This window comes from Pseudomonas sp. LBUM1656 (assembly GCF_059716065.1).
On record NZ_CP166800.1, the window covers coordinates 4,591,185 to 4,603,858 of the forward strand.

Below are 12,674 nucleotides of genomic sequence, written 5' to 3' on the forward strand. Positions count from 1 at the left end.
GCTAAAGACTAGCTGCAAATAAGCGATTGATCCGATTAAAGAAAGAGACACCGCAGAACGACCATTGGTTTCAATGGCCGCGCCATCATCGGGCCGACCAAATCCCAGGCACAAAAAAGGGCGACCGAAGTCGCCCTTTTTCTATGGTCTGACAGAACTTAGTTCTGTTTTTCCATTTGTGCACGCAACAGGTCGCCCAGAGTGGTAGGACCAGGAGCAGCGGTATCCGAAGCTGGCTTGTCGCGCAGGCTTTGGATTGCTTCTTTCTCTTCAGCATCGTCTTTCGACTTGATGGAGAGCTGGATTACACGGCTCTTGCGGTCAACGCTGATGATCTTGGCTTCTACTTCCTGGCCTTCTTTCAGAACGTTGCGCGCGTCTTCAACGCGGTCACGGCTGATTTCGGAGGCTTTCAGAGTCGCTTCGATATCGTCGGCCAGAGTGATGATGGCGCCTTTAGCGTCAACTTCTTTCACGATGCCTTTAACGATTGCGCCTTTGTCGTTCTCTTGAACGTACTCGGAGAACGGATCGCTTTCCAGCTGCTTGATACCCAGGGAGATGCGCTCGCGCTCTGGGTCAACCGACAGGATAACGGTGTCCAGCTCGTCGCCCTTCTTGAAGCGGCGAACGGCTTCTTCGCCCACTTCGTTCCAGGAGATGTCGGACAGGTGAACCAGACCGTCGATGCCGCCGTCCAGACCAATGAAGATACCGAAATCGGTGATCGACTTGATGGTGCCGGAGATTTTATCGCCCTTGTTGAACTGGCCAGAGAAATCTTCCCATGGGTTAGATTTGCACTGCTTGATGCCGAGGGAGATACGACGACGCTCTTCGTCGATGTCCAGAACCATGACTTCCACTTCGTCGCCGACTTGTACGACTTTCGAAGGGTGGATGTTCTTGTTGGTCCAGTCCATTTCGGAAACGTGTACCAGGCCTTCAACGCCTTCTTCCAGCTCAGCGAAGCAGCCGTAGTCGGTCAGGTTGGTTACACGAGCGGTAACGCGAGTGCTTTCTGGGTAACGGGCTTTGATAGCAACCCATGGATCTTCGCCCAGTTGCTTGAGGCCCAGGGAAACACGATTGCGCTCGCGATCGTACTTCAGAACCTTGACATCGATCTCGTCGCCAACGTTGACGATTTCGGAAGGATGCTTGATACGCTTCCAAGCCATGTCGGTAATGTGCAGCAGGCCATCGACGCCACCCAGATCGACGAATGCGCCGTAATCGGTGAGGTTCTTGACGATACCTTTGACTTGCTGGCCTTCCTGCAGGGATTCCAGCAGAGCTTCACGCTCGGCGGAGTTCTCGGCTTCGAGGACGCTACGACGGGAAACGACAACGTTGTTGCGTTTCTGGTCAAGCTTGATGACCTTGAATTCCAGCTCTTTGCCTTCCAGGTGCGTGGTGTCACGCACAGGACGGACGTCAACCAGAGAACCTGGCAGGAACGCACGGATGCCGTTAACGTCGACAGTGAAGCCGCCTTTAACCTTACCGTTGATAACGCCCTTGACAACTTCTTCGGCTGCGAAGGCTGCTTCCAGAACAATCCAGCATTCAGCGCGCTTGGCTTTTTCACGGGACAGCTTGGTTTCACCAAAGCCGTCTTCAACCGAGTCCAGAGCAACGTGAACTTCGTCACCGACGTTGATAGTCAGTTCGCCAGCATCGTTGTAGAACTGCTCAAGCGGGATGAGTGCTTCAGACTTCAGGCCAGCGTGAACGGTTACCCAGCGAGCTTGGTAATCGATATCAACGATAACACCGGTGATGATGGAGCCTGCCTGAAGGTTCAGGGTTTTTAGGCTTTCTTCAAAGAGTTCCGCAAAGCTTTCGCTCATTTTAATTCCTGTTGAATAAGGGCGAAGGATACGCCCATCTCCACGTCCCAGACGACGTGGGTTATGTTCATTTAAAGAAGCACTGCAAGACTATGACTGGTCCCCTGCAGAGCTTCTTGGTCACCCGGCGATATCGCGAATGGCGATCTCGCTCATGATGCGTTCCAGCACCTGTTCGATGGATAATTCCGTGGAATCCAGCTGTATGGCGTCAGCCGCCGGCTTGAGCGGGGCTACCGCTCGCTGGGTGTCACGCTCATCGCGTGCACGGATCTCATCTAGCAGACTCGACAGACTAACACCATCGACTTTGCCCTTCAACTGCAAGTATCGACGGCGCGCACGCTCCTCGGCACTGGCAGTGAGGAAAATCTTCAGCGGCGCATCCGGAAAAACCACCGTGCCCATATCGCGGCCATCGGCCACCAGCCCCGGCGCTTCCTGGAACGCTCGCTGGCGCTGCAGCAGCGCCTCGCGTACGGCGGGCAATGCAGCCACTTGAGACGCACCCGATCCGACGCTCTCCGTTCGGATGACATCGCTGACTTCGTCACCTTCCAGGATGATGCGCTGCAGTTGACCTTCGGTCGCCGCAATGAATTGCACATCCAGATGAGCGGCTAGTTTTTTCAGCAATTCTTCATTGGTCAGGTCAACGCCGTGATTATGCGCAGCAAACGCCAACAGACGGTAGAGCGCACCGGAGTCCAGCAAATTCCAGCCCAGGCGCTTGGCCAGTATCCCGGCGACGGTGCCTTTTCCGGAGCCGCTTGGCCCATCAATGGTGATGACTGGTGCAATGTTTTTCACGACTGAGCCTCTTGGGCAACGCGGATGCCGACCTGAGCGCACAGCGCGAGGAAGTTCGGGAAGGACGTCGCGACGTTGGCACAATCATGGATGCGAATCGGCGCAGTGGCGCGCAGCGAAGCAACGCTGAAGGCCATGGCAATACGGTGATCGCCGTGACCGTGCACTTCGCCGCCGCCAATCTGGCCGCCGTCGATGATGATACCGTCCGGGGTCGGTTCGCATTTGACGCCAAGCGCCAGCAAGCCATCGGCCATGACCTGGATCCGGTCCGACTCTTTAACCCGCAGCTCTTCGGCGCCACGCAGGACAGTGCGCCCTTCGGCACAGGCCGCCGCCACGAACAGCACCGGGAATTCGTCGATGGCCAGCGGTACCAGCGCCTCGGGAATCTCGATACCTTTGAGTTTAGCCGCACGTACGCGCAGGTCAGCCACAGGCTCGCCGCCAACTTCACGCTGGTTTTCCAGGGTGATGTCAGCGCCCATCAGACGCAGGATGTCGATCACGCCGGTACGGGTCGGATTGATACCCACGTGCTCAAGCACCAGCTCCGAACCTTCGGCGATCGACGCGGCGACCAGGAAGAATGCGGAAGAAGAAATATCGCCCGGTACTTCAATGTGGGTCGCCGTCAGCTTGTGGCCGGATTCGACCGAAGCGGTCGCACCGTTGACACTGACCGGGTAGCCGAAGCCACGCAGCATGCGCTCGGTGTGATCGCGGGTCGGAGCCGGCTCAGTGACCGTGGTCTTGCCTTCGGCGTACAGGCCGGCCAACAGCAGGCAGGATTTAACCTGGGCACTGGCCATTGGCATGGTGTACGTCAAGCTTTTGAGCTTGTTGCCGCCACGGATGGTCATCGGCGGACGACCTTCGGCGGCGGTCTCGATCACGGCGCCCATTTCACGCAGCGGATTGGCCACGCGATTCATCGGGCGCTTGGACAGCGAAGCATCACCCGTCAGCGTGCTATCGAAGTCCTGCGCAGCCAGCAGGCCCGACAGCAGACGCATCGAGGTGCCGGAGTTGCCCAGATAGATCGGGCCCGGCGCAGGCTTCAAGCCATGCAGGCCGACGCCGTGAATGGTCACGCGGCCGTGGTGCGGACCTTCGATCACCACGCCCATGTCGCGGAAGGCTTGCAAGGTCGCCAAGGCGTCTTCGCCCTCGAGGAAGCCTTCGACTTCGGTGACGCCTTCGGCCAGGGAGCCGAGCATGATCGAACGGTGGGAAATCGATTTATCGCCCGGTACACGAATCCGCCCAGTCAGGCGGCCACCAGGTTGTGCCAGGAAAATCAGGTCGTTGGAGTTCATAGCGTCCACATAAGCCCGGCGTGCCAGGATTTTACTGAAATGTTCGCGGGCAACCCGGGCGCGCGTGAACACGCCCAACAATTGGTGCCCATCCCCTGCATCGACCGCGTCGCGCAAGGCGTCGAGGTCGCTGCGAAATGTATCGAGTGTGCGCAGGACAGCTTCGCGGTTGGCGAGGAAGATGTCGTGCCACATGACCGGGTCGCTTCCAGCGATTCTTGTGAAATCGCGGAAACCGCCGGCAGCGTAACGGAAGATCTCAAGGTTTTCATTGCGTTTGGCCAACGAATCGACCAAACCGAACGCCAGCAAGTGCGGTAAATGGCTGGTTGCCGCCAACACTTCGTCATGACGTTCGACCTGCATATGCTCGACATCGGCGCCCAATTCGCGCCACAAACGGTCAACCACTGCCAGCGCGGCCGGATCGGTTTGATCCAGCGGCGTCAGAATCACTTTATGGCGACGGAACAGCTCGGCATTGGAGGCTTCCACCCCGCTCTGCTCGGAACCGGCAATCGGATGGCCCGGCACGAAACGCGACGGCATGCCGCCAAACGCTTCGGTCGCGGCGCGCACGACATTGCCTTTGGCACTGCCGACGTCGGTCAGAATCGCTTGCCCCAGGTCCATGCCGGCCAGTCGGCCAAGCATTTTTTCCATGGCGAGGATCGGCACGGCGAGCTGAATCACGTCCGCGCCCTGACAAGCAGCGGCCAGGTCTTCTTCGCAGCGATCCACCACACCCAACTCAACCGCCAGTTTGCGCGACTGCGGGTCGAGATCGACCCCGACCACTTCGTGGCACAGGCCACTTTCGCGCAAACCCTTGGCAAACGAACCGCCGATCAACCCCAGACCGACCACCACCAGGCGACCGATCATAGGTTCAGCAGATTGCAGTGCAGTGACATCAACCACGAGCCAGAACCTTGGTCAGCGCCTCAAGGAAGCGGCTGTTTTCAGCCGGCAAACCGATGGTGATGCGCAGATGGTTCGGCATGCCGTAATTGGCCACCGGACGCACGATCACGCCTTCGCGCAACAACCCCTGGAAGATCGGCGCAGCCACCTGCCCCAGATCGACGCAGATGAAGTTGCCCTTCGACGGAATCCAGCTCAGCCCCAGCTCACGGAAACCCGCTTCCAGTTGCTGCATGCCGGATTCGTTGAGGCGACGGCTTTCAGCCAGGTAATCGGCATCTTGCAGCGCAGCGCACGCAGCGGCCAAGGCCAGGCTGTTGACGTTGAACGGCTGACGCACGCGGTTCAGCACATCAGCGACCACCGCGGTCGACAAGCCGTAACCGACCCGCAACGCCGCCAGGCCATAAGCCTTGGAAAACGTGCGCGAGACCAGCAGGTTCGGGTACGCCGCCAGGAAATCCAGGCCATCCGGCAAGTCGCTGCCTTCGGCGTATTCGATGTAAGCCTCATCCAGCACTACCAGAACATGCTCCGGCACGTCCTGCAGGAATTCATCCAGCGCCTCGGCACCGAACCAGGTCCCGGTCGGGTTGTTCGGGTTGGCGATGAACACCACGCGGGTGTCGGCATCGATCGCAGCCAGCATGGCGGGCAGATCATGGCCCCAGTCTTTGGCCGGGATCACTTTGGCCGTCGCGCCAACGGCTTGCGTGACGATCGGGTAGACGGCAAACGCATGCTCGCTGAACACTGCGTTCAGGCCTGGCGCCAGATAAGCGCGCGCTACCAGCTCCAGAATGTCGTTGGAACCGTTGCCCAGCGTCACCTGATTCAGCTCGACGCGGCACTGCTCAGCCAGCAGGGTCTTGAGCGCAAAACCGTTGCCGTCCGGATAGCGGGTCAGCTCGGCCAGTTCGTCACGAATGGCCGCCAGCGCCTTTGGACTGGCGCCCAACGGGTTTTCATTGCTGGCCAGCTTGATGATTTTGGCCGGATCGATGTTCAGCTCGCGCGCCAGTTCGTCCACGGGTTTGCCCGGAACGTAAGGCGAAAGTTGTTGCACGCCCGGCTGTGCCAAAGCGAGGAAGTCACCACTCATTTGCTACCCCTTAAAGAACTGCTTTCGGGTAGGAACCCAGCACTTTGAGTGCCACTGCTTCCTGACTGATCTTTTCCAGCACACCCTTGATCAATGGATCGCGGTGGTGGCCGACGAAGTCGATGAAGAACACGTAGGTCCATTTACCGCTGCGCGAAGGACGCGTCTCGATTCGCGTCAGGTCGATGCCGTTGTCGTGGAACGGCACCAGCAACTCGTGGAGCGCACCAGGCTTGTTGCTCATGGAGACGATGATCGAGGTCTTGTCGTCGCCGGTCGGCGGCACTTCCTGGCTGCCGATCATCAGGAAGCGCGTGGAGTTGTCCGGGCGATCCTCGATTTTCTCGGCCAGACGGGTCAGCCCGTACAAGCCTGCAGCCATGTCGCCGGCAATCGCCGCCGAGTTCCACTCACCCTTGACCCGCTTGGCCGCTTCGGCGTTGCTCGAAACTGCCACGCGCTCGACATTCGGGTAGTGCGCGTCCAGCCACTTGCGGCACTGGGCCAGGGACTGGGCGTGGGAGTAGATGCGGCTGATGCTGTCAGTCTTGGTGTTTTCACCGACCAGCAAGTGGTGGTGAATCCGCAACTCGACTTCGCCACAGATGACCATGTCGTGTTCGAGGAAGCTGTCGAGGGTGTGGTTGACCGCGCCTTCGGTGGAGTTTTCCACCGGGACCACGCCAAAGTTCACCGCACCGGCCGCCACTTCGCGGAACACTTCGTCGATCGCCGCCATCGGCTTGCTGATCACGGCGTGACCGAAGTGCTTCATGGCGGCGGCCTGGGTGAAGGTGCCTTCAGGGCCGAGGTACGCTACTTTCAGTGGCTGCTCGAGGGCCAGGCACGAGGACATGATTTCGCGGAACAAACGCGCCATCTCTTCGTTGCCCAGCGGCCCCTGGTTGCGTTCCATCACACGTTTGAGCACCTGAGCTTCGCGCTCAGGACGATAGAACACCGGCACTTCGCCTTCGGCCAGCGAGGCCATCTTTACTCGCGCAACTTCCTGGGCGCAGCGTGCGCGCTCGCTGATCAGCTCCAGGACTTTGGTGTCCAGGGCATCAATGCGAACGCGCAGTGCCTTGAGTTCTTGCTCAGACATTAGCCGTGTTCCTTCTCGAACTCTGCCATGTACGAAACCAGTGCGTTGACCGCAACGATGTCGACGGCGTTATAGATGGAGGCACGCATGCCGCCCACGGAACGGTGACCCTTGAGGTTCAGCAAGCCACGCTCCTCGGCACCGGCCAGGAATGGCTTGTCGAGACGGTCGTCAGCCAGGCGGAACGGCACGTTCATCCACGAGCGGTCCGACTTGTTGATCGGGTTGCTGTACAAGCCGCTGGCATCAATGAAGTCATACAGCGTGCGCTGCTTCACTTCGTTGAGCTTGCCGATGGCTTCAACACCACCCTGCTCTTTCAGCCACTCGAATACCAGGCCGGACAAGTACCAGGCCAGGGTTGGCGGGGTGTTGTACATCGAGCCGTTGTCGGCCGCGACCTTGTAGTTGAGCATGGTCGGGCACAGGGAACGGGCGTGCCCCAGCAGGTCTTCACGAATGATGTTCACGACGATGCCGCTCGGGCCGATGTTTTTCTGGGCGCCGGCGTAGATCATGCCGAAACGTGAAACATCGATCGGACGCGAGAGGATGTCCGAGGACATGTCGGCGACCAGCGGAACGTCACCGGTTTCCGGAACCCAGTTGAATTCCAGACCGCCAATGGTTTCGTTCGGTGCGTAGTGAACGTAGGCCGCGTCTTTCGACAGGTTCCATTCGTTCTGACCGGGAATGGCGAAATAGTCGTAAGGCTTGGCGGTGGCGGCAACGTTGACGTTACCGTAGCGCGTCGCTTCTTCGATGGCTTTCTGCGACCAGATACCGGTGTCGATATAGTCGGCGGTGCCGCTTTCCGGCAACAGGTTCAGAGGGATCTGAGCAAATTGCTGGCTGGCGCCACCTTGCAGAAACAGCACTTTATAGTTCGAGGGGATATTCAGCAGATCACGCAGATCCTGCTCGGCCTTGGTGGCGATGGACACGAACTCATCACTGCGATGACTCATTTCCATGACCGACAGGCCTTTGCCGTGCCAGTCAAGGAGTTCACCCTGGGCGCGCTGCAGGACAGCTTCGGGAAGTGCCGCAGGACCGGCACAGAAGTTATAGGCTCTCTTGCTCACATCCAATCTCGCTCTGATTTGGTGGTAATCACGCAATAAATCACAACATCAATCGACACAGATCCCTGCTAAAGCAAAACATCTGTGGGAGCGAGCCTGCTCGCGAATGCATCACCGCGGGGTTTTAGAGGCACCGCAGCGCCTGCATCGCGAGCAGGCTCGCTCCCACAAGGGATCTCCACCGATTTCGAATTTTTCGTCCGGACAAACAACAAGGGGGCGAATTTTCATCCGCCCCCTGTTTGTCCACTTACTCTTGTGGCTCTTCGTCAGCAGCGGCGTCGAGTTGCTGATCTTCAACAACGTCGTCAATCACGACTTCGCCGTCGAACACCGCACCCTCTTCACCCTCTTCACCCTCAAGCTCTTCGCCCTCGACTTCCGACGGCTCCTGAACTCGCTCCAGACCGACCAGCGTTTCATCACTGGCCAGTTTGATCAGGGTTACGCCCTGGGTGTTACGGCCCAGACTGGAGACTTCGTCGACACGGGTACGCACCAAGGTGCCCTGGTCGGAAATCAGCATGATTTCCTCGCCGTCGAGCACCTGGACCGCGCCGACCAGACGGCCGTTACGGTCGTTGCTGACCATGGCGATAACGCCCTGACCGCCACGTTTGTACTCAGGGAACTCGGTGATCGCCGTGCGCTTGCCGAAACCACGGGCCGAAGCAGTGAGGATCTGGCTGCCTTCTTCCGGGATCAGCATGGAAATCAGCTTCTGGCCTTCCGGCAGACGCATGCCGCGCACACCGCGAGCGGTACGGCCCATGGCGCGAACGTCGGTTTCCTTGAAGCGGGTGACCTTGCCGCCGTCGGAGAACAGCATGACCTCGCGGCTGCCATCTGTAATGGAAGCTGAAATCAGTACGTCGCCTTCATCCAGTTCCAGTGCGATCAGGCCGACGCTGCGTTGACGGCTGAAGGATTCCAGCGGGGTCTTCTTCACGGTGCCTTTGGCGGTGGCCATGAAGATGAAGTGGCCTTCGGTGTACTCGTCGACCGGCAGCATGGTGGTGATGTATTCATCACTGTCCAGCGGCAGCAGGTTGACCAGCGGACGACCACGGGCCGCGCGGGAGGCTTCCGGAATTTCGTAGGTTTTCAGCCAGTACACTTTGCCTTTGCTGGAGAACAGCAGCAGCGTGGTGTGGCTGTTGGCGACCAGCAGGTGAGCAATGTAGTCCTCATCCTTCACGCCGGTAGCCGATTTGCCTTTACCGCCACGACGCTGAGCCTGGTACGCAGCCAACGGCTGGGTCTTGGCGTAGCCACCGTGGGAGATGGTCACGACGCGCTCTTCTTCCGGGATCATGTCACCCAGGGTCAGGTCGAGACGGGCATCGAGAATCTCGGTGCGGCGCACGTCGCCGTATTCGGCGCGGATCACTTCCAGCTCTTCGCGGATCACTTCCATCAGGCGCGTGGCGCTGCTGAGGATGCGGATCAGTTCGCCGATCTGGTTGAGGATCTCTTGATACTCGGCCAGCAGCTTTTCGTGTTCCAGACCGGTCAGGCGGTGCAGACGCAGTTCCAGAATGGCTTGCGCCTGTTCCGGCGACAGGAAGTACTTGCCTTCGCGCAAACCGTATTGCGGGTCCAGGGTTTCTGGACGGCACGAATCGGCACCGGCACGTTCAACCATCGCGACCACCGCGGAAGATTCCCACGCCGTCTTGATCAGCGCTTCCTTGGCTTCCGACGGCGTCGGCGAAGCCTTGATCAGGGCGATGACCGGGTCGATGTTCGACAGGGCAACCGCTTGACCTTCCAGGATGTGGCCACGTTCGCGGGCTTTGCGCAGTTCGAAAACGGTACGGCGGGTCACGACTTCGCGACGGTGACGAACAAAGGCTTCCAGCAGGTCCTTGAGGTTCAGGATCCGCGGACGGCCGTCGATCAGCGCGACGATGTTGATACCGAATACGGCTTGCAGCTGGGTCTGGGCGTAGAGGTTGTTGAGGATCACCTCAGGCACTTCGCCGCGACGCAGCTCGATCACGACGCGCATACCGTCCTTGTCGGACTCGTCGCGCAGTTCGGTGATGCCTTCAAGCTTCTTCTCTTTTACCAGCTCGGCGATCTTCTCGATCAGACGGGCCTTGTTCAGCTGGTAAGGGAGTTCGGTGATGACGATCTGCTGACGGCCACCGACCTTGTCGATGTCTTCGATCATCGAGCGGGCGCGCATGTAAATGCGGCCGCGACCGGTACGGTAGGCTTCGATGATGCCGGCGCGACCGTTGATGATCGCCGCGGTCGGGAAGTCCGGACCCGGGATGTATTGCATCAGCTCATCGATGGTCAACTCAGGGTTGTCGATGAGGGCCAGGCAACCGTCGATGACTTCACCGAGGTTGTGCGGCGGGATGTTGGTCGCCATGCCCACGGCGATACCGCTGGAGCCGTTGACCAACAGGTTGGGAATACGGGTCGGCATGACCGCCGGGATCATTTCGGTGCCGTCGTAGTTCGGCACCCAGTCCACGGTTTCTTTGTGCAGGTCAGCCAGCAGCTCGTGCGCCAGCTTGGTCATGCGCACTTCGGTGTATCGCATGGCGGCGGCGTTGTCGCCGTCCACGGAACCGAAGTTGCCCTGGCCGTCTACCAGCAGGTAGCGCAACGAGAATGGCTGCGCCATCCGAACGATGGTGTCGTACACCGCGGTATCACCGTGCGGGTGATACTTACCGATCACGTCACCGACAACACGGGCAGATTTCTTGTACGGCTTGTTGAAGTCGTTGCCCAGCTCGCTCATCGCGAACAGCACACGCCGGTGCACGGGCTTCAAGCCATCGCGCGCATCCGGCAGGGCCCGCCCGACGATTACGCTCATCGCGTAGTCGAGGTAGGACTGCTTCAGCTCGTCTTCGATATTGACCGGGAGGATTTCTTTGGCCAGTTCGCCCATGAGAAGCTCGATTCCTTTTTCTGGTGAAACTTCGTCACATCCATATGGGACGAACGAAGCTCGCCGCTGCAGGCTGAGTGCCATGCACCGACTTACGACAAATCAACAAGTTGAACCATGGATTTGCGCAGTAAAGACAACCCCGTGGGACTGCCTCGGAAAACGCCGGATGTTATCACAAGAGCCGCCACGCACCTATCCCCCAGATGCGCATGGAGTGTAGTTAGTTGACTGGTGGCAGGCTTAAAGGGGACGAGAGAGGCTTAGAGCCGCTGCGAATGCAGAATTGGCTGCTGAATTACAGATGATTATTGACTTTCAGACCCTAATCGCCAGCAGGCTGGCTCCCACATTTGATCTGTGTCGATCACAAACCCTGTGGGAGCCAGCCTGCTGGCGATGGCGTCCTTTCGAACGCCACGGCCAATCAATGCAGACGCTTACGGCACATCAACTGCGCCATTTTCGCGGTGTCCGGGCGTTCGACGATGCCTTTTTCGGTAACGATCGCATCGATCAGGTCCGCCGGGGTCACGTCGAACACTGGATTGAACGCATCAACCTCCGCCCCCACCCGCTTTCCGCCGACTTCCAGCAACTCGCGACCATCGCGTTCTTCGATAGGAATTTCGTCGCCGCTGGCCAGGTTCATGTCGATGGTCGAACTCGGCGCCACCACCATGAAGCGCACGCCGTGGTGCATGGCGTTGACCGCCAGCTGATAAGTGCCGATCTTGTTGGCCACGTCGCCATTGGCGGTGATCCGGTCGGCGCCGACGATCACCCAGGTCACGCCTTTGGTCTTCATGATGTGCGCCGCGGCGGAGTCGGCGTTGACGGTCACGGGAATGCCTTCATTGGCCAATTCCCACGCAGTCAATCGAGAACCTTGCAGCCATGGCCGGGTTTCATCGGCGTAGACACGTTCGACCATGCCTTCGATGAAAGCCCCGCGAATCACCCCCAACGCCGTGCCGAAGCCGCCGGTGGCCAGCGCGCCGGTGTTGCAGTGGGTCAGGATTGCCTGGGCGTTGCCCTGGTGTTTGCGGATCAGGTCCACACCGAGTTGCGCCATGGTCAGGTTGGCTTCGCGATCGCTTTCATGAATGGCGATGGCTTCCGCTTCAAGCACCGACAACGGATCGGCGTGGTGCTTCAAGCGTTCAAGCCGATCACGCATGCGACCCAAGGCCCAGAACAGATTGACCGCGGTCGGACGGGAATCGGCGAGCAGCGCGAAATCTTCTTCCAACGCTGCCTGCCAGTCGCCACCCTCGGCAAACCGGGCGCGGGCTGCCAGCACGATGCCATAGGCGGCACTGATGCCGATGGCGGGCGCGCCGCGCACCACCATCGAGCGAATGGCCTCGGCCACGCCCGCGGCGCCGGTGTAGGCAATCCACGTTTCCTCGAACGGCAAAATACGCTGATCCAGCAGGTACAGGGCGCCATCACGCCAATCGATGGCCTTCACCTTCTCCGCAGCCAACAGTCGATCGCGCATCCCACACCCCGCACTTATGAACAAAAGCCGCCGATTATAGCGATCCCCCCGCGAAGAC

General features: G+C 59.4%; 8 protein-coding genes. All 8 read right to left on the reverse strand.

All coding sequences use genetic code 11. The features are described from left to right. Nucleotides 1–158: 158 nt before the first annotated feature. Entirely contained in the window at nucleotides 159–1,853 is a 1,695-nt protein-coding gene (gene rpsA, locus ACA072_RS20655) for a 30S ribosomal protein S1 (RefSeq protein ID WP_074874771.1), read from the reverse strand. Between the two features lie 120 nt (nucleotides 1,854–1,973). After that, nucleotides 1,974–2,663, reverse strand: coding sequence for a (d)CMP kinase (gene cmk / locus ACA072_RS20660; RefSeq protein WP_497620240.1), 690 nt, complete (start codon nucleotides 2,661–2,663; stop codon nucleotides 1,974–1,976). Beyond that, the gene (locus tag ACA072_RS20665) at nucleotides 2,660–4,867 is read right to left on the reverse strand and encodes a bifunctional prephenate dehydrogenase/3-phosphoshikimate 1-carboxyvinyltransferase (RefSeq protein WP_497625023.1); all 2,208 of its coding nucleotides are present in this window, start codon (nucleotides 4,865–4,867) and stop codon (nucleotides 2,660–2,662) included. The genes cmk and ACA072_RS20665 overlap by 4 nt, the downstream gene beginning before the upstream one ends. A 28-nt stretch (nucleotides 4,868–4,895) precedes the next feature. Beyond that, nucleotides 4,896–6,008: a histidinol-phosphate transaminase gene (gene hisC, locus ACA072_RS20670; protein ID WP_497620241.1), complete on the reverse strand. Its 1,113-nt coding sequence runs from the start codon at nucleotides 6,006–6,008 to the stop codon at nucleotides 4,896–4,898. Between the two features lie 10 nt (nucleotides 6,009–6,018). Beyond that, a complete protein-coding gene (gene pheA / locus ACA072_RS20675) occupies nucleotides 6,019–7,113 on the reverse strand; it encodes a prephenate dehydratase (protein ID WP_028620536.1) in 1,095 nt (364 codons plus the stop codon). Further along, entirely contained in the window at nucleotides 7,113–8,198 is a 1,086-nt protein-coding gene (gene serC, locus ACA072_RS20680; protein WP_497620242.1) for a 3-phosphoserine/phosphohydroxythreonine transaminase, read from the reverse strand. The genes pheA and serC overlap by 1 nt, the downstream gene beginning before the upstream one ends. A 250-nt stretch (nucleotides 8,199–8,448) precedes the next feature. Continuing rightward, complete coding sequence (gyrA, locus tag ACA072_RS20685; RefSeq protein ID WP_076030247.1) at nucleotides 8,449–11,112, reverse strand: DNA gyrase subunit A; 2,664 nt, start codon at nucleotides 11,110–11,112, stop codon at nucleotides 8,449–8,451. Between the two features lie 427 nt (nucleotides 11,113–11,539). Continuing rightward, nucleotides 11,540–12,616 (reverse strand): S-methyl-5-thioribose-1-phosphate isomerase, encoded by a 1,077-nt coding sequence (mtnA, locus tag ACA072_RS20690; RefSeq protein ID WP_497620244.1) that lies wholly within the window; start codon nucleotides 12,614–12,616, stop codon nucleotides 11,540–11,542. Nucleotides 12,617–12,674 lie beyond the last annotated feature (58 nt).

Bases quoted from the DNA above. Each gene is read 5' to 3' on its own strand.
- mtnA (WP_497620244.1), bottom strand. From the start codon at position 12,616: ATGCGCGATCGACTGTTGGCTGCGGAGAAGGTGAAGGCCATCGATTGG.
- rpsA (WP_074874771.1), bottom strand. From the start codon at position 1,853: ATGAGCGAAAGCTTTGCGGAACTCTTTGAAGAAAGCCTAAAAACCCTG.
- hisC (WP_497620241.1), bottom strand. From the start codon at position 6,008: ATGAGTGGTGACTTCCTCGCTTTGGCACAGCCGGGCGTGCAACAACTT.
- ACA072_RS20665 (WP_497625023.1), bottom strand. From the start codon at position 4,867: ATGATCGGTCGCCTGGTGGTGGTCGGTCTGGGGTTGATCGGCGGTTCG.
- pheA (WP_028620536.1), bottom strand. From the start codon at position 7,113: ATGTCTGAGCAAGAACTCAAGGCACTGCGCGTTCGCATTGATGCCCTG.
- gyrA (WP_076030247.1), bottom strand. From the start codon at position 11,112: ATGGGCGAACTGGCCAAAGAAATCCTCCCGGTCAATATCGAAGACGAG.